At 39.9% G+C, this 24,355-nt stretch carries 18 protein-coding genes; 11 read left to right on the top strand and 7 right to left on the bottom strand.

Going from position 1 to position 24,355, the window contains the following annotated elements; genetic code table 11:
* Positions 1-22: 22 nt before the first annotated feature.
* The 7 genes from AC1M85_RS04295 (at position 23) to AC1M85_RS04265 (ending at position 9,653) form a co-directional block, all read left to right on the top strand.
* The gene (locus AC1M85_RS04295; RefSeq protein WP_180027964.1) at positions 23-2,074 is read left to right on the top strand and encodes a site-specific recombinase; all 2,052 of its coding nucleotides are present in this window, start codon (positions 23-25) and stop codon (positions 2,072-2,074) included.
* 163 nt (positions 2,075-2,237) lie between these two features.
* Positions 2,238-2,873: a phosphatase PAP2 family protein gene (locus AC1M85_RS04290; RefSeq protein WP_035267854.1), complete on the top strand. Its 636-nt coding sequence runs from the start codon at positions 2,238-2,240 to the stop codon at positions 2,871-2,873.
* Positions 2,873-4,114 carry an efflux RND transporter periplasmic adaptor subunit gene (locus AC1M85_RS04285; protein WP_035267853.1) on the top strand — a complete coding sequence of 414 codons (1,242 nt, stop codon included), beginning with the start codon at positions 2,873-2,875 and terminating at the stop codon, positions 4,112-4,114. Before AC1M85_RS04290 ends, AC1M85_RS04285 begins: the two co-directional genes overlap by 1 nt.
* Positions 4,115-4,126: 12 nt before the next feature.
* The gene (locus AC1M85_RS04280; RefSeq protein WP_035267851.1) at positions 4,127-7,303 is read left to right on the top strand and encodes an efflux RND transporter permease subunit; all 3,177 of its coding nucleotides are present in this window, start codon (positions 4,127-4,129) and stop codon (positions 7,301-7,303) included.
* Entirely contained in the window at positions 7,303-8,754 is a 1,452-nt protein-coding gene (adeK, locus tag AC1M85_RS04275; RefSeq protein WP_180028035.1) for a multidrug efflux RND transporter AdeIJK outer membrane channel subunit AdeK, read from the top strand. The genes AC1M85_RS04280 and adeK overlap by 1 nt, the downstream gene beginning before the upstream one ends.
* A 98-nt stretch (positions 8,755-8,852) precedes the next feature.
* Positions 8,853-9,203 carry a YbjQ family protein gene (locus AC1M85_RS04270; protein ID WP_092766864.1) on the top strand — a complete coding sequence of 117 codons (351 nt, stop codon included), beginning with the start codon at positions 8,853-8,855 and terminating at the stop codon, positions 9,201-9,203.
* A 9-nt stretch (positions 9,204-9,212) separates the two neighbouring features.
* Positions 9,213-9,653 carry a YbjQ family protein gene (locus AC1M85_RS04265; protein ID WP_092766865.1) on the top strand — a complete coding sequence of 147 codons (441 nt, stop codon included), beginning with the start codon at positions 9,213-9,215 and terminating at the stop codon, positions 9,651-9,653.
* A gap of 162 nt (positions 9,654-9,815) precedes the next feature.
* On the opposite strand, the gene AC1M85_RS04260 is transcribed toward AC1M85_RS04265, so the two are convergent.
* Positions 9,816-10,622 (bottom strand): SDR family NAD(P)-dependent oxidoreductase, encoded by an 807-nt coding sequence (locus AC1M85_RS04260; RefSeq protein ID WP_488213618.1) that lies wholly within the window; start codon positions 10,620-10,622, stop codon positions 9,816-9,818.
* Positions 10,623-10,640: 18 nt separating this feature from the next.
* Positions 10,641-11,321: a hypothetical protein gene (locus tag AC1M85_RS04255; RefSeq protein ID WP_481590626.1), complete on the bottom strand. Its 681-nt coding sequence runs from the start codon at positions 11,319-11,321 to the stop codon at positions 10,641-10,643.
* Between the two features lie 187 nt (positions 11,322-11,508).
* Between AC1M85_RS04255 and AC1M85_RS04250 the strand changes: the two genes are divergently transcribed.
* Positions 11,509-14,403 (top strand): valine--tRNA ligase, encoded by a 2,895-nt coding sequence (locus AC1M85_RS04250; RefSeq protein WP_488213617.1) that lies wholly within the window; start codon positions 11,509-11,511, stop codon positions 14,401-14,403.
* Between the two features lie 45 nt (positions 14,404-14,448).
* Here AC1M85_RS04250 and AC1M85_RS04245 read toward each other — a convergent pair whose 3' ends face one another.
* The 4 genes from AC1M85_RS04245 to AC1M85_RS04230 all read right to left on the bottom strand — a co-directional run bounded on the left by AC1M85_RS04245 (position 14,449) and on the right by AC1M85_RS04230 (position 19,047).
* Positions 14,449-15,588: a hypothetical protein gene (locus tag AC1M85_RS04245; protein WP_481607557.1), complete on the bottom strand. Its 1,140-nt coding sequence runs from the start codon at positions 15,586-15,588 to the stop codon at positions 14,449-14,451.
* A gap of 132 nt (positions 15,589-15,720) precedes the next feature.
* On the bottom strand, positions 15,721-16,092 hold the full coding sequence (locus tag AC1M85_RS04240) for an endonuclease domain-containing protein (protein ID WP_488213616.1): 372 nt from the start codon (positions 16,090-16,092) through the stop codon (positions 15,721-15,723).
* A 188-nt stretch (positions 16,093-16,280) separates the two neighbouring features.
* Positions 16,281-17,327, bottom strand: a complete 1,047-nt coding sequence (locus AC1M85_RS04235) for a molecular chaperone DnaJ (RefSeq protein ID WP_488213615.1) — start codon at positions 17,325-17,327, stop codon at positions 16,281-16,283.
* Between the two features lie 58 nt (positions 17,328-17,385).
* Positions 17,386-19,047: a sensor domain-containing diguanylate cyclase gene (locus tag AC1M85_RS04230; protein WP_488213614.1), complete on the bottom strand. Its 1,662-nt coding sequence runs from the start codon at positions 19,045-19,047 to the stop codon at positions 17,386-17,388.
* A gap of 309 nt (positions 19,048-19,356) precedes the next feature.
* Between AC1M85_RS04230 and AC1M85_RS04225 the strand changes: the two genes are divergently transcribed.
* Positions 19,357-20,034, top strand: a complete 678-nt coding sequence (locus AC1M85_RS04225; protein WP_092766869.1) for a YetF domain-containing protein — start codon at positions 19,357-19,359, stop codon at positions 20,032-20,034.
* Positions 20,035-20,116: 82 nt separating this feature from the next.
* Here AC1M85_RS04225 and AC1M85_RS04220 read toward each other — a convergent pair whose 3' ends face one another.
* A complete protein-coding gene (locus tag AC1M85_RS04220) occupies positions 20,117-21,109 on the bottom strand; it encodes an NAD(P)H-quinone oxidoreductase (RefSeq protein WP_488213613.1) in 993 nt (330 codons plus the stop codon).
* A 131-nt stretch (positions 21,110-21,240) separates the two neighbouring features.
* Between AC1M85_RS04220 and AC1M85_RS04215 the strand changes: the two genes are divergently transcribed.
* Both AC1M85_RS04215 and AC1M85_RS04210 read left to right on the top strand, forming a co-directional pair.
* Complete coding sequence (locus tag AC1M85_RS04215) at positions 21,241-21,531, top strand: hypothetical protein (protein WP_155756968.1); 291 nt, start codon at positions 21,241-21,243, stop codon at positions 21,529-21,531.
* A 138-nt stretch (positions 21,532-21,669) separates the two neighbouring features.
* Positions 21,670-24,129, top strand: a complete 2,460-nt coding sequence (locus tag AC1M85_RS04210) for a glycerophosphodiester phosphodiesterase family protein (RefSeq protein ID WP_488213612.1) — start codon at positions 21,670-21,672, stop codon at positions 24,127-24,129.
* Positions 24,130-24,355 lie beyond the last annotated feature (226 nt).

Raw genomic sequence — 24,355 nt, 5'->3', positions numbered from 1 at the left:
CTTCAACTAAAAAAATTTGCGTATGCATATAAACTTTAATGATCTTTTTAAACAAATGCAGGAGCAACTTGACCATCATCAAGCTGCTCCAGACGAAAACATACTCATTGAACTCGTTAATCGCATCCGTCCATCAGACAGTTATAACCTAGAAGAAATTAATCAAAAATTTCAGGCGTTGATACAAGCGTTATTAATTACGCCGACTGCTGCCACCACTTTTCAAGCCTATATCGTTCATCTGATCAATCGCTATAAACAAACCACTATTTATGCGGACAGTGGGATTCTTTCTCTAGATGGTTTTTGGAATCAGTTGGGTCAACGAATGGGAGCGCATGTTCTTCCCCTTTTGACCGATGAAACTGATCTAAAAGATTTAGTCTTCCGTGTCTTTCATTTACGTAGCGATAAATATTGGCTAGAAAATATTGAAGATCAGCAATGGATTCAGTTTTTTCAGATTGTCAATCAAAGTAATGGCAGCTTAGATGCAAAATTTGGCATCAAACGCGACATGATTAAAGCCATTACAGTTTTATCTTACCGTATCAGCGGTATTGGACTTTATCCTGAGTTTATTAATGCACAACCAGAACTGACTGAATATGAGTCACCTTTTTTGGTGCAGAATCGTGAAATCATTGAATTTATTGAGCTATACAAAAAACATTATAGTGAAGCTGATGATCTTACTGAAATGGTCGTACCCGACGCCAACCAGGCTTTGGTGATGATCGAGCAGTGCCGCGATGTCGTTTTGAAGATTCGTCGTGCTACGAAAAGAATTGGGGTGAGTTTAAGTCTCACTTATTTATTGTCTTTGCTTGAGCAATGTTTAGATCGTATTGAACTATTACTGAACTTATTGACTGAAACTGGAAAAGTTCAATACTTAGCACTAGCTGAGTTATGTCAAGATTTAGTTGCGGCTCACTATGAGGAGCGAAGTGTTCGAGAGCTTTTAAAAACAAACAGTGAATTAATCGCATTACAAGTCACTGAAAATGCCAGTAAAACAGGCGAACATTATGTAAGTACCAATAAAGCTGGTTTCTTCAGTATGTACAAATCAGCCGCAGGTGCAGGCGTCATTATCGCTATCATGGCGACCTTGAAGATTCTCACTGCGCGCATCGCCATGGCACCTATCATGCAAGCCTTCGCGTATAGCATGAACTATGCATTAGGTTTCATGTTGATCCATGTACTGCATTTTACCGTTGCAACCAAACAACCTGCTATGACTGCAGCTGCCCTAGCCGCGACAGTTCAACAAAAGAAAGGGTCTCGAACTGCACAAATTGCAGAACTTGCTGCGCTGATTATCAATATTATCCGTACGCAGTTTGTCGCTATTCTCGGCAATATTTCCATTGCAATCCCGGTTGCAGCATTGATCACCATGATGTGGCCATTGATTTTGGGTGAACAATTACTCAATCACAGTAAAGCAACATATTTACTTCATAGTTTAAATCCTTTTACATCCCTAGCAGTACCACATGCAGCTATTGCAGGTGTATGTCTATTTTTATCTGGTTTAATCGCAGGTTACTTCGACAACATGGCAGTGTATCGTAAAGTCGGACCTCGCTTAAAAGCACATCATCGCTTAAAAAACTGGCTAGGTGCTGACAGACTGGAAAAGTTTGCAAACTATATTGAACGTAATTTAGGCGCACTAGCCGGGAATTTCCTGTTCGGAATCATGCTAGGCAGCATGGGGACAATTGGTTTTATTCTTGGTCTGCCTTTAGATATTCGCCATATTGCCTTTGCTTCAGCAAACTTTATGCAGGGCCTATTGAGTATCAATGGCACGCCTGAAATAGGGCTCATTATTGTTTCATTCCTTGGTGTATTATTAATTGGTTTGACCAACTTATTTGTCAGCTTTAGTCTCACTATTATTGTGGCATTACGCGCACGACGTGTTCGTTTTGAACAATGGAAACCTCTGGCAAAATTAGTATTTACTCACTTTGTTACACGACCAATGGACTTTTTCTGGCCCCCAAAACAACCTTTAGAGGTCGAAGATCCAATTTCACCAAAGAAATCTTCTCATTAGATATTTGTGTTATTTTTTGTGCTAAAAATAAGATGCACATTGTAATGAAATTACTATAAATTATGCTTTTACACTGACTTGAAAAAAAGTGTACTGGCGAGTACACTTTGACGCATTCATGCAATAAATGTATGCCACTATAATATAACTTAGGTTATTTTATATGCCTTACTTACTGATTTTAATAGGTTGTTTAGGAATAACGATAAGTAGTATAGGAATCTATATTCCAACGATACAACAGCTCGATCTCACTGCTGTTTCATGGATGAGTCAACACCGCAATCCCCTCATAGATGGAATTGCGGTTTTATTGTCTCATGTTGGCGGTTTACCGATCATGCTGATGTGCGTGGCGATTTGGACCTTACAGCAATGGCGATTAAAACAATATGCTAACTGTCTATTTATCTCACTTGGTCTCGTTGGTGGTGCCTGTCTTGGCTGGTTACTCAAATATGCTTTCGACCGACCTCGTCCAAATGCAATTTATCAAATCGTTGAAACTTATGGAGCCGCATTTCCAAGCGCACATAGTCTCTATGCAGCAGTGATTGCTGGTTTGATGATCATGATCTTTCGAAACCATCATCAAAGTAGAATCATTTTTGTCGCTGCCTGTATATGGTTTGTTGGCATGGGTTTTTCACGGGTTTATCTCGGTGCTCATTACCCGACAGATGTTGTTGCAGGTTGGAGTATTGCGTTGATATGGCTGACTATACTGTGGTTAGTCCTATCACAACGGATAGCAAAGCAAACAATTATTTTTAGAGAAAAATCTAACGAGGTGGAATAATGATGTCGGCAAAGCTTTGGGCCCCTGCCCTCACTGCTTGTGCTCTTGCAACAAGTATTGCACTTGTGGGTTGTAGCAAAGATCCAAAAGATGCAGAGCAAGCCGCTGCACAACAGCAAATGCCGCCAACTGAAGTTGGTGTCATCGTTGCTCAACCACAAAGTGTTGAACAAACTGTCGAGCTTTCGGGTCGAACTTCAGCCTATCAAATTTCTGAAGTACGTCCGCAAGCAAGCGGTGTGATTTTAAAGCGTCTGTTTGCTGAAGGTAGTTTTGTGCGTGAAGGACAACCTCTGTACGAAATTGATGCAAATACCAACCGTGCGAACTTAGACAGTGCAAAAGCAGCCTTAGTTCGTCAAAAAGCCAATCTCAATGCGCTTCAAGTTAAAGCTGACCGTTATCGCCAACTTGTCGGTATCAATGCTGTGTCTAAGCAAGAATTTGATGATCTACAAGCACAAGTTAAATTGGCACAAGCAGATGTTGCAGCTTCAGAAGCAGCGGTGAAAAATGCGCAGATTAACTTAGGTTATTCTACTGTTCGCTCACCCATTTCAGGGCAATCAGGTCGCTCTAGTGTGACTGCAGGTGCATTGGTAACGGCTAATCAACCTGAAGCATTGGTAACAATCCAACAGCTTGATCCAATCTATGTCGATATCAACCAATCAAGTGCTGAGCTTCTTCGTTTACGTCAACAGTTGAGTCAAGGCAGCATCGACCGCAGCAACAATACTAAAGTTCGTTTAAAACTTGAAGATGGCAGCATCTACCCTATTGAAGGTAATCTTGCATTCTCTGATGCAAGTGTAAATCCAGAAACAGGGACAGTTACCCTACGTGCTGTGTTCTCAAATCCGAATCAATTATTATTGCCAGGAATGTTCACTAATGCTCAAATTGTGCAAGGTGTAATTCCTAATGCGATTTTAGTGCCTCAAGCGGCTGTGACCCGTACACCAACAGGTCAAGCGACTGCGATGATCGTGAATGCGAAAGGTGCAGTTGAAGTACGTCCAATTGAGACTGCAGGTGTGCAAGGTAAAGATTGGATTGTGACCAAAGGTCTAAATACAGGTGACAAGGTCATTGTAGATGGTGTGGCGAAAGTTAAACCTGAACAACAAGTTGTAGCTAAACCTTATCAACCTCAAGCTGCAGCACCTCAAGCCGGCAAAGATGGTCAACAAGCAAAGCCAGCAGCTCAATCTGAACAAAAAGCTACTTCAAATGCATAAGGAGTAGACTGAATGGCTCACTTTTTTATCCATCGCCCAATTTTCGCTTGGGTGATTGCATTGGTCATCATGTTGGCGGGTATTTTATCCCTCACCAAGATGCCAATTGCGCAATACCCAACGATTGCACCACCAACGGTATCGATTTCTGCAACATATCCGGGTGCATCTGCTGAAACTGTAGAAAACACAGTAACGCAAATTATTGAACAACAAATGAATGGCTTGGATGGGTTACGTTACATCTCATCTAACAGTGCTGGTAATGGACAAGCTTCCATTACTCTAAACTTTGAACAAGGTATCGATCCTGATATTGCACAGGTACAAGTTCAAAATAAACTTCAATCAGCGACTGCACTTTTGCCTGAAGACGTACAACGTCAAGGTTTAAAAGTTACTAAGTCTGGCGCAAGCTTCTTACAAGTTATTGCGTTTTATTCTGAGTCAGATGCATTAGATGCAAATGACATTAAAGACTATGTAAACTCAAATATCTCTGAACCACTTAGCCGTGTGACTGGTGTGGGTGAAGTGCAAGTATTTGGTGGTTCATATGCTATGCGAATTTGGATGGACCCATCCAAAATGGCCAACCTGCAAGTTACACCGAGTGATATTGCAAATGCATTAAGAACTCAGAATGCGCAAGTGGCGGTAGGTCAGTTAGGTGGTGCACCTTCTGTACAAGGTCAAGTTTTAAATGCGACTGTAACTGCTCAAAGTCTTTTACAAACACCTGAACAATTTTCAAATATTTTCCTTAAGAACTCACCAAATGGTGCACAAGTTCGTTTAGGTGATGTCGCTAAAATTGAATTAGGTGCAGATAATTATGCATTTGACTCTAAATTTAATGGTCAACCTGCAGGTGGTGTAGCGATTCGTTTGGCAACGGGTGCAAACGCATTAGATACAGCCCAAGCGATTGAAGATCGTTTAAAAGAATTACGTCCAAATTACCCAACAGGTATGGTGGACAAACTTGCATTTGATACAACACCATTTATTGAGCTCTCAATTAAAAGTGTTGTGAAAACCTTAATTGAAGCAATTATCCTCGTATTCTTGGTCATGTTCTTGTTCCTACAAAACTGGCGTGCAACCATTATTCCAACAATGGCTGTTCCAGTGGTTGTATTGGGTACATTTGCTGTGATCAACATGTTCGGATTCTCGATTAACACATTAACCATGTTCGCTATGGTTCTCGCCATTGGTCTACTGGTGGATGATGCGATTGTCGTCGTAGAAAACGTTGAACGTGTGATGGCAGAAGAGCACCTTGAACCTGTGGAAGCGACTGAAAAGTCGATGGGACAGATCTCTGGTGCATTGATTGGTATTACCTCTGTCTTAACTGCAGTATTCGTACCTATGGCATTCATGGGGGGTACGACAGGTGTAATTTATCGTCAGTTCTCTATCACGCTCGTTACAGCAATGATTCTTTCATTGATTGTTGCATTAACCTTTACCCCTGCATTGTGTGCGACCATGTTGAAAAAACATGATGCCAACAAACCTCAAAGCAATAACATTTTTGCCCGTTTCTTCCGTTGGTTTAACAATGGTTTTGACAAAATTTCGGTGAAATATCAAAACGGCGTAAACCGTTTAACACATGCCAAGCTATTTGCAGGATTGGTCTATGGTGTTGTGATTGCTGTGATGGGCTGGTTATTTGTCAACCTTCCTTCTTCATTCTTACCAGATGAAGACCAAGGTGTGGTGATGACACTCGTTCAGCTACCACCAAATGCAACGCTTGAACGCACTGGCAAAACAATTGATCAAATGACAGGCTTCTTCCTCAACAACGAGAAAGAACATGTTGAATCTGTATTTAGTGTTGCTGGTTTCTCGTTCACGGGTATTGGTCAAAATGCGGGTCTTGCCTTCATTAAGTTGAAAGACTGGAAAGACCGTACCTCTCCTGAATCTCAGGTCGGTGCAATTATCCAACGTGGTATGGCACTGAATATGATTGTGAAAGATGCCAGCTATATCATGCCTCTTCAACTTCCAGCAATGCCGGAGTTGGGCGTGAGTGCAGGCTTTAACCTACAGTTAAAAGCAGCTGCAGGTCAAAGTCACGAGCAATTATTAGCAGCACGTAATGCTGTACTCGGCTTAGCTTCTCAAGATCAGCGCTTAACAGGTGTTCGTCCTAACGGACAAGAAGATACGCCTCAATATCGTGTCATCGTCGATCATGCTCAAGCAGGTGCTATGGGAGTCAGCATTGCTGAAATCAATAGTACGATGGGTATGGCATGGGGTGGTTCATACATTAATGACTTCATCGATCGTGGTCGTGTGAAAAAAGTGTATGTCCAAGGTGAAGCGAGCTCTCGTATGATGCCTGAAGACTTAGACAAGTGGTATGTCCGCAATAACCAAGGTACGATGGTTCCATTCTCAGCGTTCGCAACAGGCGAATGGACTTATGGTTCACCACGTTTAGAGCGTTATAACGGCGTTTCTTCCATGAACATTACAGGCACTCCAGCTCCAGGTGTGAGTTCGGGTGATGCAATGGCAGCGGTTGAAGAAATCATTGCTAAGCTTCCTTCAATGGGCTTACAAGGCTTCGATTACGAATGGACTGGTTTATCTCTTGAAGAACGTGAGTCTGGCGCACAAGCACCATTCCTTTATGCTCTTTCGTTATTGATTGTCTTCCTCTGCTTGGCAGCCTTATATGAAAGTTGGTCTATCCCATTCTCTGTACTCATGGTTGTGCCATTGGGTATTGTTGGTGCACTTGCCTTAACATTCTTGGGAATGATTATTTTGAAAGATCCAAACCTTTCAAATAACATCTACTTCCAAGTGGCGATTATTGCCGTGATTGGTTTGTCCGCGAAGAATGCGATCTTGATTGTAGAATTTGCGAAAGAGCTTCAAGATCAAGGTGAAGAACTCTTCGAAGCAACCTTGCATGCCGCGAAAATGCGTTTGCGTCCAATCATTATGACCACATTGGCTTTCGGTTTTGGTGTTCTTCCTCTAGCTCTCGCTTCTGGCGCAGGTGCAGGAAGTCAACATTCCGTGGGTTATGGTGTACTTGGTGGTGTAATCAGCTCAACACTTTTAGGGATCTTCTTTATTCCAGTGTTCTATGTATGGATCCGAAGTATCTTTAAAACAAAACCAAAACAAAATAAACAGGAGCAAATTTCGTGATGCAAAACGTATGGTCTATTACAGGTCGTAGCATTGCGGTATCTGCAATTGCGCTTGCTTTGACAGCATGTCAAAGCATGCGTGGTCCAGAACCGGTCACTCAAGCCAATATTCCAGGAAGTTATCTTGGCAATGCTTCTGGTCCATCTATTGCGGAGCAAGGTTATAAGGATTTTTTTGTAGATCAACGCTTAATCCAAGTTTTGGATTTAGCCTTGGCAAATAACCGTGATCTTCGTAAAGCGACGCTAAATATCGAATTAGCACGTCAACAATTTCAAATCAGCCAAAACAATCAATTGCCTACGATTGGTGCAAGTGGTAGTGTTTTACGACAAGACACGGTCAATTCGCCAAGCCCAGTAACAACCTATAATGTAGGTTTAGGTTTAACGGCTTATGAAATTGATTTTTGGGGTCGTGTTAGAAGCTTGAAAGACAATGCCCTAGACACTTATCTTTCAACTGCAAGCGCACGTGATGCCACTCAAATTGCCTTGATTAGCCAAACAGCTCAAGCTTGGTTGGCTTACTCATATGCGCAAGCGAATCTTAAGCTCGCTGAACAGACGCTAAAAGCTCAACTTGAATCTTACAATCTCAACAAAAAACGTTTTGATGTAGGAATCGACAGTGAAGTTCCGCTTCGTCAGGCTCAAGTTTCTGTTGAGACGGCACGTGGTGATGTTGCTGAATACAAGACTCAAATTGCACAAGCGGTTAATGCGTTAAACCTCCTTGTAGGTCAACCACTACCTGACAATTTATTGCCTAAAGAGAGAATCACACGTGTGACATCAACCACTGCTTTTGCGGCTGGTTTGCCAAGTGATCTACTCAACAACCGTCCAGATGTTAAAGCGGCTGAATATCAGCTAAGTGCGGCTGGTGCGAATATCGGTGCTGCAAAAGCGCGTTTATTCCCAACCATTAGCCTCACAGGTTCAGCAGGTTATGCATCAACAGACTTAAGTGATTTATTCAAGTCTGGCGCTTTTGTTTGGTCTGTTGGTCCTAGTCTAGATATACCAATCTTTGACTGGGGTACACGTCGTGCCAATATTAAGGTCTCTGAAACACAGCAACAGATCGCATTGTCTGATTATGAAAAATCAATTCAATCTGCGTTCCGTGAAGTGAATGATGCTTTGGCAGTGCGTCAAAATATCGGTGAACGTTTAACTGCACAACGCCGTTTAGTTGATGCGACCAATACAACCTACAAACTCTCAAATGCCCGCTTCCGCGCTGGTATTGACAGTTTCTTAACTGTATTAGATGCGCAACGTACATCGTATAGTGCTGAGCAAGGTTTATTGCTGCTTGAACAAGCGAACCTTAACAACCAAATCGAGCTCTATAAATCACTCGGTGGTGGCTTAAAAACTAATACTACGGATCAAGTGATTTATCAGCCTTCAAGCTCAGATTTAAAATACGACAAGAAGTAATTTTTTGTTTGAATAAAGCTCACTTCGGTGGGCTTTTTTATTGTCCCAAATACTGATATTTTGTCATTAATTATCCTTTTTATAACGACTTCAATCACATGCTGTTAAGTAATTTAGAATCTGTACCTGGTCATCAAATTCAACAACAATTTGACGTGGTATATGGTAGTACCGTCAGAAGTAAACACGTTGGACGTGATTTACTCGCAGGACTTAAGAATATCGTCGGTGGAGAACTTACCGCATACACGGAATTACTTGAAGAGTCTCGTCAAGAAGCAATGAACCGTATGATTGATAAAGCGCGTGGCTTAGGGGCGAATGCGATTGTCGGAATTCGTTTCTCGACTTCCAATATTACCCAAGGTGCTTCCGAATTATTTGTTTATGGCACAGCTGTGTATGTCACACCGAATGCACCTAAAATTCCTGATCCATTCACCTCTTAAGGATTCGTTATGGATGGTATCATTTTTCAGGTGGTTATCTTTCTCATCCTATTTTGTATTGGATTTGGATTTGGTCGCTATAATGAACAAAAGCATCTTAAGCAACTTGATGAACAAGAAGCGCGCTTAGCTTATATCAAGTTAGATAGTCAGCGTTTTAAAACTTCTGAAAACCATGGACAAATGATCAGCAGTAATGTTGTGATTTCGCATGATTATTTTAAGTTTGTACTTGCGCAAATCCAAAATTTCTTTGGTGGACGCTTACGCAGTTATGAAAGTATTGTTGAACGTGCAAGACGTGAAGCTATTGTTAGACTTAAACTTGAAGCTGAAAAAATGGGCGCAACTGAAATCTTAGGGTTAAGACTCAGCACCACAGATTTAGGACTTCAAGGTGGAATGGTTGAAGTATTCGCTTACGGAACTGCTATACAAAAGAGAGACTAAAAGTCTCTCTTTTTCTTTACAGGTATGTAGTAGTCACTCAAGCCCTATACTTTATTTGAGGAGTCTTCAAACCCCTTATCGCTCGCATGATCATTGAGATAGAAAACCAAACATAGTTGATAAAATTTTTCTCATCGATATGCGGGTCACGATCATTAAAAATTACTTTACTTTCATTTTTCGGATCATTCGATACAGTATTGCTGGTGATAACCGTGAAATAAAGACGCCTAATTTTTCTTTTGCCCCACCCACGACAATATACTCATCCCCTTTCAATAATGCCTGTACGGTTTGTTTAGCAAATTCCTCTGCTTCTAAACCATTTTCAATGGCCTCATCTTGATAACCTTGGGGCTTTCCCTCACCGTTTAAAGCGTTAAAGGATACATTGGTTTTCACAAATCCTGGGAAAATTACCGAGACACCCACACCATCTTGCTCAATTTCAGCACGTAAGCTATTCGCCCACATATGAATCGCACCTTTGGCTGCCGAATAAGTCGCACGATATTGTGTGCCCAATAACCCAGCGACACTTGAGATAAAGGCAATTCGTCCTGACTTTTGTTGCTGAAAAGTCGGCAAAACCGTTTTGGTTAAAAAGACTTGAGAGAAATAGTCAACTTCCATGATCGCACGTTCAGTTTGCATGGTCGTGTCTTTAATTAATGCACGTTGTGATAGACCTGCATTATTGATTAACCAATCAATACGTCCTTTTTGTTGGAGAACTTGTTCATAAGCATGACGAACTTGTGATTCATCTGTGATATCCGCTTTAATGGAAATATGTCGTTCTGGGTGTGCCAAAGACTGCCTTACCGTTTCCAGCTCTTCAAAACGACGAGCCGTCAAAATAACCTGTGCCCCTAAACTGGCACATTCAGCAGCCAACGCTTTACCAAGACCCGATGATGCACCTGTAATCCACACCACTTTCTGATCAAGCTGTTCCAACTTTGCCATTCCCTTTATCCTTATGGTTTAAGCATTTAATTTTGCTTTTTGCTGTCCTTCATTATCAAGAAAAACCAGAAAATGGTCAAAGTACTTCACGATACTTTGTGCATCATGAATTTTGCTTAAATTTTCAAATCGCTTATACCCTAATCCTGTGGTCAGACTGATCACACCATTTAAGGTTTTATCCACCACCATATTAAATTTCAGCATTTTTTTAGGTTCACGAATTAAGCTCGTAACGCCTTGATCAACCACTTTAGTGAAGGCTTTTAAGCCGGGAGCAACATATTGATTTTGACCTTCACGCATACGTTCTGCACAGCCCAGTAGCTCATTCACAATAACTTTTTCAACTGGGTATGAAATATAGTATTTTCCATCTTGTTCATACATCAAACTTTGTACATGATTCACCATAGGCATTAAGCGATCATTACCAAAAAATGATACCGACCAAGGCATGTATTTCAAGATTGCATCTTGCACTTGTTTCAATACTTTTGCTGAGTCTTGATCCTTTGCATTAGAATCTTTGACCAGTGTGCCAAAGGCTTGATCAATAATCTCACAAGCAATTTTGGACAGATTATCTCCAAGAATTTTAGCTTGCGCTTCACGATCTCCTGCATTGAGTTTTTGGTGAATGGTTTGATATTGCTGATAAGTTTCAGGTTGTAAGCGCAAAGAAATAGTATAGGTCATGCGATTGTTATCCTTTATTGTCAGGCCGATTCCGCGAGTTGACGCTGGCTTTAGTGTTATTCAAAATCAATTACTGTTCGATTGTGTGGGATTTGAAACGAGAATGCATTTGCTTAACGTGCCTCTCCATGCATTTTTTTTGCTACAATAGATGCAATTTTTTATCTACTTTTGATCTGTTCGAACTATGACTGATTCAGCGCAAAATATTGCTACAACCTACGATCCGACCGAGATCGAGAAAAAATGGTACCAAACTTGGGAAGAACGCGGTTACTTTAAGCCGTCTGAAAAAGGCGAGTCTTTCTGTATCATGATTCCGCCACCAAACGTCACTGGTAGCTTGCACATGGGTCATGGTTTTAACAATGCCATCATGGACGCTTTGACACGTCATAAACGTATGTCTGGCTTCAACACCCTATGGCAACCAGGTACGGATCATGCAGGTATCGCAACGCAGATGGTTGTAGAGCGTCAGTTGGGTGCCGAAGGCATTAGCCGTCATGATCTTGGTCGTGAAAAGTTCATCGAAAAAGTATGGGAATGGAAAGAACAGTCTGGCGGTAACATTACCCGTCAAATTCGTCGTTTAGGTTCTTCTGTCGACTGGTCACGTGAACGCTTCACCATGGATGAAGGTTTATCAAACGCAGTGAAAGAAGTGTTTGTAAAACTTCACGAAGAAGGCTTGATTTACCGTGGTAAACGCCTTGTAAACTGGGATCCAAAATTACAAACTGCCCTTTCTGATTTAGAAGTTGAGTCTGATAAAGAAGAACAAGGTTCGCTTTGGCACTTCAAATATTTCTTTGAAGATAAGTCACTTCGCACGCACGATGGTAAAGATCACATTGTTGTGGCAACCACTCGTCCTGAAACTTTGTTGGGTGATACAGCTGTTGCAGTTGCACTTGATGATGAACGTTACGCACACCTTGTAGGTCAAAACATCATCCTACCAATCACAGGTCGTGCTGTTCCTATCGTTAAAGACGAATATGTAGACAAAGAATTCGGTACAGGCTGTGTAAAAATCACCCCTGCGCATGACTTCAATGACTATGAAGTGGGTAAACGTTGCGAATTGCCAATCATCAACATCTTCAACAAAAATGCTGAAGTGTTGGCTGAGTTTGAATATATCGCAAAAGCGGGTGAGCAAATTTCTAAAACCATTCCTGCGCCTGCAGACTACATTGGTTTAGAGCGTTTTGAAGCACGTAAAAAGTTAGTTGAACAAGCGGAAACTGAAGGTTGGTTAGATCAAATTCAACCATATACATTGAAGCCACCTCGTGGTGACCGTTCAGGTGTAATTGTTGAACCGTTATTAACAGACCAATGGTACGTGAAGATTGCCCCACTTGCGAAACCTGCAATTGAAGCGGTTCAAGATGGTCGTATTAAGTTCGTGCCTGAGCAATACAGCAACATGTACATGGCGTGGATGAACAACATTCAAGACTGGTGTATCTCTCGTCAATTGTGGTGGGGTCACCGTATCCCTGCTTGGTACGATGCAGAAGGCAATGTATATGTAGGTCGTAACGAAGATGAAGTTCGTACGAAAAACAACATCCCTGCAGATGTTCAACTAGATCAAGACGAAGACGTATTGGATACATGGTTCTCATCTGGGCTTTGGACATTCTCAACTTTAGGTTGGACGGGTGACGAAGCGAAAGATAAAGAAAACTACTTCTTAAATACCTTCCACCCGACTGATGTGTTGGTCACAGGTTTTGACATCATCTTCTTCTGGGTTGCCCGTATGATTATGCTTACGATGCACTTCATGAAAAATGAAGATGGTACACCTCAAGTGCCGTTCAAAACTGTGTATGTACACGGTTTGGTACGTGATGGCGAAGGTCAGAAGATGTCTAAATCTAAGGGTAATGTACTTGACCCACTCGATTTGATTGACGGTGTTGATCTTGAAACTTTAGTACAAAAACGTACAACAGGTTTGATGAACCCGAAACAAGCAGCGAAGATTGAAAAATCAACCCGTAAAGAATTCCCAGAAGGTATTCAATCTTACGGTACAGACGCAGTTCGTTTTACATTCTGTGCGCTTGCAAATACGGGTCGTGACATCAAGTTCGATATGAAACGTGTTGAAGGTTACCGCAACTTTGCCAACAAAATCTGGAACGCAACACGTTTCGTGATGATGAACTGCGAAGAGCAAGTGATTGGTCAGGAAGTTCGCCAAGACCTTTGGGAATTGCCTGAACAGTGGATCGTGAGCCGTCTGCAAAAAGCTGAACAAGCGGTGCAAACTGCATTTGCAACGTATCGTTTGGACTTGGCTGCACAAGCGATTTACGAGTTCATTTGGAATGAATACTGTGACTGGTATGTAGAGCTGACGAAACCTGTTCTGAATGATGAAAACGTATCGGTTGAGCGTAAAGCTGAAGTGCGTCGTGTGCTTCTTTCTGTGATGGAAGCGTCTTTACGTTTGGCACATCCGTTGATGCCGTACCTTACAGAAGAAATCTGGCAAACACTTGCGCCAAAACTGAACATTTCTGGCGAAACGATTATGCTTGCACAGTACCCTGTTGCTGACCAAGCGTTGATTAACGAACAAGCTGAAGCAGATATGCAATGGCTTCAAGGTTTGATTGGTGCGGTACGTAACATCCGTGGTGAGATGGGTCTAGGTAATGCGCGCTTGTTGCCTGTTCTGCTTCAAAACACAACGGATGCGGAAAAAGCACAGATTGCTCGTATTGAACCGTTGTTTAAAGCATTGGCGAAAGTTGAAAGCATTACTTTCCTTGCTGATGCTGAACAACCACCATTGTCTTCATCAAGCGTTGTAGGTCATGTATCTGTATTCGTTCCAATGAAGGGTTTAATTGACCCTAAAGCGGAATTGGGTCGTCTACAAAAGGACTTAGACAAGGTTCAAAAACAGCATGACCAAATTGCAACTAAACTTTCTAATGAAGGTTTTGTGGCAAAAGCACCTGCTGCTGTGGTTGAAGGCGAGAAAGTAAAACTTGCTGAGTTTGCTGACCAGTTAGCGAAGATTAAAGCGAATATGGAGCAGATTGCAGCGCTTTAATGTTGTAGTTTGATTCAAAAAATCCCCTCTTAATGAGGGGATTTTTTATTCATTAAAGTTGCTTATTAAGCTTATTGTTAAAATATCCGATGTGGGTACTTCACTATTTTTTTGCCACTTTAATGCAGTTAGTAATTGCTCTGAAATATGATTATTAGCCCACTCATGACCTTCTAAGGCATCTAAAAAATAAATTAAATCCGATATGAAATAATAGCTATTTTCAACATACTCTTCATCTAGTTCTTTTTTATTTGGTAACCACCCTGTATGTACAATTTTGTTCCTATTCTCAATTAATTTCTGCAAGGGATTATTAAAAACTTTTTTTACATTATCCCAATATTCTTTATTGTTCCCTTCTAAAAAAGGATGTAGCTCCAACAGATATTTACTGAACAATTTTTGAATCGGTGGACTTGGCATATTATCCAACAACCAATAGCTTTTTGGTAATACTCTTCCAATATGCTGTTTAATCGCAATTTCCAAACTTGCTACCATTAAAACAAACGAGCTTCTTAGACTATCTTTCCTAACATTATAAGCTTCCTTAAGTAACTCATGAGCTAATGGTATTTCAAACTGCTGATTATAAAAAATTTGAAAATTATCAACATGATTATCAGCCCAATATACCCCATTACATTTTCCAGTAATAGAACCACCGTCTTCTTTCAATGGAATTAAATGATATAATTTTTCTTCATTTCTAGTTTTCCAAAATAAACTTAAACTAATTTCTTTTATAAATTGACTATTTAAATTTTGATACCAAATTAATGACTGCAAAAATCTTTTTAATTTTTTTTTGATTTCAGAATCAACACTTAAGCATAATTCTTCAACTTTGTAAGGAAGATGATTTAAATCAATAAATTTGTCATGTTGCAAATCACCATTAGCGTTAATATATAAATTATCAAATTTATCAATTAGAGGAAGATTAATTGATGTATCTAAATGCATTAAATATTTATTTTCGTAGATAAAACTATCAATAAATTTATAAATATCAGCATCCACATTGACATCATGAACTACTCTTATGACAGGTGCTCGAGGATTTTCATCATTATCTTTAAAGGATAGTATATAATTGTCACCTAAATCAAAATCCTGATTCTTAAATTTAGAAAAAAAGCCTAATGGTGATTTCAACTCTCCTTGAAAAGCAACAATCATTTAACAATACTCCATTAAATATTATTTGAAAAAATTCTTGGTTAGAATTTAAAAATTTACCACAAATTTTTAAATAGCTATCCTTAATTTCAACCTCACCTCGATCCTATCCAAAGGGAGAAGGAGCTTTCATTATTCATTTACTTTTAGTTCAAAACATATATTCCATAAATGATCTAAAACTACATCAGTCCGCTCCAACACATCATAATTCCAATACCGAACAACCGTTAAACCTAAAGCTGCTAAAAACTTCGTCCGTTCAGCATCATATTCTTGTATCTCATCCGTTCCATGCTGACCACCATCCAACTCAATCACCAAACCAATTTCATGACAGTAAAAATCCACAATATAAGGTTTAATCACATGCTGACGACGAAATTTAAGATTCATAAATCGCTTAGCTCGTAGAATTTGCCACATCAAATGTTCTGCATCAGTGGCGGTGTGGCGCATGGATTTAGCGAAGATGAGTAATTGACGATCGAGCTTCTTGTTCATGTTGGATTTAATTTTTTATTATTTTCTCTAGATTATCAAACTTTGTAACCTCTCCCTAGCCCTCTCCTACAAGGAGAGGGAACGTTCATTATTAAATTACTTGATGATATCTAACCAGATGCAACTCCCTCTCCCTATGGGAGAGGGTTGGGGTGAGGGAAATTACGGAGAGGCTCTTCTAAAAAAAATCACAAAACCTGATGCTCCAATAACATCTCCAACCCACGCTCTTTCCCCATATACATCAACCTTTGTTTTTCCGCTTTTAACTGCTGTTTCACCGCAGACACATCCGCATCAATCTGCTTATATAAGTCCTTAATATTCAATTGCCCTTTTGACTTTTTCACGCCAATTTTGGCTTTGTTTGACCACACAAGCGAGTCAATCAATTCCTGAATCTGCTGTTTTAAAGCTTGGCTTTGCGCTTCTAAAGCCTGTTGGTAAAACTTGACTTGCTCAATACTTAAACCCTTATTTGAACCATGTTTACTTTGCTCAACTTCAAGCTGAAGTTTCAATAAATAGAACAAATCTTCCTGTTCATAGGCTTCATTAGCACGCTGTAACAGCTCGGTCTTTTCCGCTTTTTTCGACTCATCAGGCTCACGGTCAGGGTGAATAATCGAGGCAATCTTTAAATATACGGTTTTTAGCGATTGATTCACTAACTTTTCTGCTTCGGCTTGTTTATCTTGCTGCCGTTTAAGTTTGGCTTGCTGCCTTGCTTGTTGATACTGCGCTTTGTCCCATAACGAATCGTCATCAATCGTTGAATCATTTTGTTCAACATGAGCATCTGGTGCTTGACTAGATTCGAAGTTGTTCTTTTTATCTTGCTTATTTCGTGGTTGAGCAAACACCTGTTCGAAATAAATATGTAATTTTTCAACTGTCTCAAGTTGAGTTTCATTGAGCATATTTGATTTGCTCAACATTTGGGTCAAACTAAAACACTTCTCTTCTACAACCTTTTGAGACGACTTATTTAAATCAATTTGACTTAGGCTATTCCATAGACTTTGTAATTGCTGAAACAGCACTTGATAAACATCACGATAGACAGGAATAAGTTTCTTCTGCGTGTAGGCACGAATTTCTTCTTGCGCGTGTTGCCATGCGGATAATTGTAATTTTTGTTGTTCAATCTGATCAATCAAAATCCTCAACTTATGATCTTGAGGAACTTGAACAAGTTGTGCAAAAGAACTGGTTTGAATTTTGAATGAAGTCACGTTAGGTGCTTAGTCCAATGAGAGAATACTGAGTTTAGCAAAATGTGGATGCTTTATTTTAAGCATCAATCACAGTTTGATTTCGACCATTGGCTTTTGCTTGATAAAGATGTCGATCTGCTCGTTTAAGAATGGTATAAGCATCAGCATCATTGAGATCAATCACACTAACTCCAATACTGACAGTCAAAGTTTTCTCTACCAAAATAACAGCTTGTTCCACCATTGTACGAATTTTCTCTGCCAAAACTTGCGCACCCATCAGATGTGTTGCAGGCAATAAAATTACAAATTCTTCACCACCATAACGTGCCACAAAATCGGTTTCACGCGTTGCTTGATCAAGGATTTTTGCTACTTGTTGTAACACTTGATCCCCTTGATCATGACCATATTGATCGTTGACTTGCTTAAAATAATCGACATCCAATATAAGTGCTGCATAGCCAATTTGATTTCTTTTATGTTGAGCAAACCAGTATTCAAGTTGTTCGTTTAAAGCACGGCGATTGTGTAAACCTGTTAATGCGTCATGTCGTGACAATCGAATCAACTCAAGATTAGCCAATTCAAGTGCTCGAGTACGCTCTTGAACCTTCCGCTCTAGTGATTGGTTAGCATCAAGTAATTGTTGTTTTTGTTCCAATAAGGTTTGCGTCATGCTTTGTAGAGAATGTGATAATCCTTGGATTTCACGGATGCTGCTTTGACTATGAAATGCCGTATGCACGTCTCCCTGTTCGACCGCATAAGCCGATTTAGCTAAAGCCTCAATGGGTCTGCTCAATTTATTGGCAAGTTGATAAATCACATAAAAGATAAACAGCGAGACGAATAAACCAATCAGAAAGATTTTGAACTGCAAATCACGCATATCAGCCAAAGCAATCGCCAAAGGTTGACGAATAACCACATGCCAACCAATATCACTTTTAGTCTCGGACTCCACCGCAATATTTGCGGTTAAGAAATCCTGTCCTTCATTCCAATCATCAATATAATAAAGTGCATCGTTGACTTTAAGTTGAGGTGGCTTGACTCGTCCAATACTTTTAAATGGATACAGCAGTTCACCCTGTTTGTTTAAGATAAAGACTTCTATGCCACGCTGAGATGCTGTTTGAGATAATGCTTTATTGAGAATATGACGTGCCCACTCCCAATCTGCATGTGCAGCTAACACTCCTTTTAATTTTTGAGTATTTGGATCATAGATTGGTGTTGCGAAATCAATAAAACGCATCGGCTCATGAGGATTTAAAGCTTGAATTTTTTTTGCCAATAACACAGCTTCATGCACATCACCTAAGTATGTACCCTGTAAACCTGCCTTAAACCATGGCCGTGAAGAAACGTTTTCACCTTCAAGAATACCATCCGCAGCAATTTGAACATTACCGTTTAAATCTGTTACCCCCATCCAAGCATAATAGACATACGCATTTTTGACTTGTTCCAAGCGTGTACGAACACGTGGATCATCTAGGCTTGCTTCTGAAAAGAATGGAGATTGGCTGAGCAGCACCATTTCGCGCTCGCGTTCGGCAAGAGAAGCTGCCAAGGCATTACTGATATTTTTTGCTGCGACATGTAGGGTCTGTCCACTGGCTTTAGCCAAGTGCTGAGATGCGATATTTCCAATATACAGCGATACGCATATCCCAAGGATAATGGTTAATCCAGCAAATATGAACAGAACGCGATTACGGAATGAATCCAAAATACACCTTAACTCTTGGTTAAACACCGAAACATGCAACCATAAGAATATAACAGAATATTACAAATACATAACAAACATTTCGGATCATTGTAATGAATAAAAAATGCCAACCTTATCTCATATATTCAAAATCCTGATTAACATTAACAACTGTAATTCCACTCCCTATCTTTTAAACAACATGATTTAATATTCAAGTCACGCACCACATCTACATAAAGTCATAATAATTCGACAATAATTCTGTATTTCTTTTTTTTGGCGCTTGATAGCTTAAGTAGAATCACCTAGAAAATTGAGGAACAAATGGATTTTGCTTCTATCTTTTTTTACGACACCACATGGGTATTTGTTTTCGAAATTTTAATCCGATGTGTGGTGATGTATTTACTCATCATTCTTTTTCTTCGTTTGACTGGCAAGCGAGGGGTTAGACAACTCTCCATCTTTGAAGTTGCCATTATTCTTTGTCTTGGATCAATTGCTGGAGATCCAATGTTTACGGAGGATTTACCCTTAATTCAAGCCGTAGTCGTCATGAGTGTGATCATCTTGCTTTACCGCACCACAACGTGGTTAATGATGAAATATCAGCCTTTCGAAGACTTAGTCGAAGGTAAATCCTGTTACATCGTAAAAGATGGCATGCTCGTCCTTGAAGCATTCAAGCGAGGTAATATGTCGCATGATGAGTTCTTTTCGGAAATGCGTCGTCAATCCGTTGAGCATTTAGGTCAAATTCGAGTCGGTCTATTAGAGTCCGATGGGAATTTCAGTATTTTGTTTTATCCCGATGAGCAAGTTAAATATGGCTTACCAATTTTTCCAGATCAAGCTCAATCAATATACAAGGTAAAACCTAGCGTAATATATGCGTGTACACATTGCGGATTCTGTACTGAACTTCAACAACCACTTCAAGATTGTCCGCGCTGTTCTTGCCAAGATTGGACACAAGCAATCAACAGTCTAAGAATTGGTTAGCAGATGAATAATCTACAGTCTGTTGGGACGAAGCAGATTATTCATCCTCAGCGCTGACTCAATCGAACATAGGTGGTTGAGATTAATCCAAGACTTTCACCACAATTTTACCAATGTGATCACCTGCATCCATTGCCAAATGAGCCACTTGAATCTCATCAAAATTAAAAGTTTTATAGATCATCGGTAGACATTCACCTTTTGCCCATAACGGCGCAACATGTGTCTTTAAATCTTGAGCGATTTTGGCTTTTTCTGCTGTGGTACGTGCACGCATGGTTGAGCCAGTAATGGTTAAACGCTTCATCATGATTTGACCTAATTTTACGCCGTCAGCTTTAGCTCCTCCAAGAAATGCGATATAAACCAAACGCCCATCACGACGTAATACATTCAAGTTTTGGGCTAAATAAGGCGCTCCAACCATATCTAAGACAATATCTACACCATTTTCTTCAGTCGCTTGCTGAATGACCTGTTCAAAGTCTTCCGTTTTATAATTAATTGCATGCGTCAAATCTTGAATTGCTTTTACTTTCTCATCTGAGCCAACAGTCGCAAAAGTTTTTAAGCCAAATGCGTTACACAACATCAATGCCGTTGTTCCAATCCCACTGGTTCCGCCATGAATTAAAGCCGTTTCCCCCGCTTTAGCTTTGCCCATTTGAAAAATATTCGCCCAAACGGTAAAAAATGTTTCTGGAATTGCAGCAGCTTGAATATGACTCACCCCTGCAGGAATATTAATCAGCTGAGATTCAGGCACTACACAGTATTCGGCATAACCACCACCATTGGTGAGTCCACACACTTGATCCCCCACCTGATAGGCGTTTACCTCAGCCCCTACTGCAACGACTTCCCCTGATACCTCTAACCCAGGTACAGGCGTGACCCCTTTAGGCATTGGATATAAACCTTGGCGTTGTAAAATATCAGGACGGTTAATGCCGAAAGCATGTACTTTCACCAAGACTTCATTGTCTTTAGGTTGCGGAATATCAACCGTTTCATAAGCCAACTTCTCAACGCCGCCTGGTTCAGTAATGATCACGTGTTGCATGCTTTGTGCCATAATCAAATCCTTTATTTACAATACTTTTCATTCATTTCAATCAATTTCATCATAGTTGATCGCATTGATAAAGTCCTGTATTACTTATGTATAAGGATGAAAACGAATCATTATTTTTTGGGGAAAATAATATGCGTTACTTGCTGCAATTTATTTTGCCATGCAGTTTTGCTGCCTTGGTCATCATCTGTTGGACTTTTTTGTTAAGTTTTCCATGGGATTCAGCAGTAATTGCGATGATCTACTTCCAAATTGGGCTGGTGTTGTTATTGCTATACATTGAATACGATGCGAGCAAAGTGGATGGTGCAGCAGGTTGGACTTTTTTAGTTTTCTGTTTTTTTGAAATGATATTGTTCGTCGCTTTGGGGATCATTCGTGTCATTATTGGTGGATGGCAAGTTTTAAATCTTTTATTTTGAACCTTGCCTCAGACACGAATATTAAAATAACTCAATAATACAAACAAAGCTTCGTATTTTTTTGATTTACAAAGGAATTGTAACCTTAATTTCATAGATTTTAAGGTCGTCATGGATCGTACACTCGAGAATTTTAAAATGAAAAAGCAGACTCTAGTTGTCACACTATCGCTCATGCTCGGTTTAGCAGGATGCTCTGGGGAAGATCAAGCTAAATCAACCTTACCAAATACCCCTGAGCCAACCATACCAATTCAGCCTGAAGATCCAGAACCATCTCTACCACCGGATCTCGAACCTGAAACACCGATCAATGTTCCACAACCAAAAACATATTTAAATCTGGATTTTACTGAAATTTATTCAATACCTTCTGATTGGAATATCCTGCCTTCAAATCCAGGTAGCATTCAATTTAAAGAAGGTGCCTTACTGATTGATGGTCGCAAAGATTTAACCAAACCCACCACCATCATGTTAAGTTCGGATTTTCAAAAGCTTCGCAACTATAAAATTGAGTTAGAATTTGAATACCTTGAGCGTAATAACGGTACTCGTTGGGGAAGTATTATTTATAGAGCTTCAGATGTGTTTGCTCAACCTGAATATACACCATACTACCAATTTGCTATTCGTGCAGATGCATCTGCTTATAATGGTCTAGAACTCGCACTTAGACGCTCAAATAACACATGGAATGTCATCAATACATCCAAATTCGAATCAAACATTGCTTTAAATACACCTTATAAGGCTACAGTTGTTGTTCATGATCAACGTGTTCGTCATTACTTGAATGATCAATTGGTTTTTGATGGTGAATTACCCACCAACCTAAACCAAGGTGCCATTGGACTTTCAGCAGCAGGATTGCTGATGAAGGTCAACACAATACAGGTGATTGAACAACTTGATGCCCTCCCTACTCAAGATCGGATTACAGATGTCATTGATCACAAATATCCAGTTGCAATGGCGCCTGCTTTAGCGCAACCAGCCGACTCATTAACAAATGATAACGCTCATACCGCCACTTATATTGCTTACCAACTTGATGAACAATTATTTTTAAAAGATTTCGACAATAAGACCTCGATGCACCTCAGAAGTCTTCTTTCTGATCAAACCAAAAGAACACTTCCTCTTCTGCATATCGACTCTGAAAACATACTGGCTGAATTAAGATCTTTGTCTTCAGATTATGATTTTAGTGATGTCACGCTAGTCTCTGATGATCCATATCTATTAAGAAAAGCGCGTGTGGAGATTCCAGAAATCCGTACAGCATTGGACTGGTCTGAAAAGGGCAATTTGATTTCAGATCAAAATAGTGTTGTGAAAATTGCACAGGCAACCAATACATCACTTTCTAAAATTGTGATTTTACCAGCCCATTTGGTTCAGTCTCATGTAGTTGCACACTTGCAACGTTTATTGATCACACCTTGGGCAGGTTTTACCCACAATATTTCTGGACAGACCAGTCCTAAGCTTGATGCCTATCAAGCTGCTGAGATATTAACAACAGGCGTAAATGGCATTTATACACATCAGCCTGAATTATTTCATTCCATCATGCGCTCAATGGCGCCCAACACCCTACTTCGTAAACCACTTATTACAGGTCATCGAGGAGTCCCGTCTCAAGTTGATGAAAATACGCTTGAAGGTATTCTTAAGGCGATAGAAGTTGGTGCTGATGCCGTGGAATATGATGTCTATCTGACGAAAGATGACCATGTCGTTTTAATGCATGATAAATCGGTTTTGCGCACAACGGGTATCGCAAAAAATATTGAGAAAATGACGCTCGAAGAGGTTCGTAAACTAAAAACGACCGGGCAGCGACTTGCCGTACCGACGATGGATGAAGTATTGGCTGCAGTAGTTAAAAAGTACCCACATGTCACCAATTTTATCGAGATTAAGAGTGCAAAACCCGAAATAATTTCAAAAATTAAAGATTTACTTGATAAATATGATGCATATGGTCAAGCCATTGTCATAAGTTTTGATGGGCAACAAATTCTTGAAATGAAGAACACTCTAAAAGGTGTATCAACGGGTTTATTGGTATATCCACCAAAGGAACAAACTACTTTTCTAAACATTCGAAGAATTTTGGAAACAACACGACAATTTTCTTCAACATTCAATCCAAATTATAGTGGTTTGAATCAGGATGTCATGTATCTGGCAAGTTTACGTGGGGTGACCTTCTGGCCTTGGACGTTCCGTTTAATTAAAAATGATTTCTATCGTATGTACATTCAAGGTACACATGGATTGACCACAGATTATGCACAAGATGCATCGAATTTTGTGGTCAAAATTGAAACTCCACGACAAATAACAGCAACTGTTGGTCAACCTTTACAAATCGCTGGGCAAAAATTAACGCAACTGGGTCAATCTAGTTACCAAAGCTTCAATACGATGCTCGTACTACCAGGCTCTGCAAAATATAGTCTAAATGGTCAATCTGTGAGTTTCAGTGAACGTGGTACAGCCTATGTCATGCCAAGCTACCAATACACCATAGCACCCAATTTCACCTATACCATCTATGCAAAACCCGTGACTGTGACCATTCAATAAGCACATCACATTGATATTTGGAGACCAATTCAGTTCGCTGAGTTGGTTTTTTTCGAAAATCGCATTTTCCCTCATCTTTTCATAAGATTTCAACTGGACTTTTAATGATGTTCACCGCTTAAACACGACAGTATTTAAAGCTGATGAATTTCATAAATATTTAATATGTAATATTTTTTTTACTTTATGACAAATCCATAGAATTGTCATTTTACGTACTTAGATT

The sequence above is a fragment of the Acinetobacter sp. 24-47-64 genome, assembly GCF_057737055.1.
The sequence above is the reverse complement of the archived record's forward strand: the minus strand, read 5'-3'. Positions and strand labels throughout refer to the sequence as shown.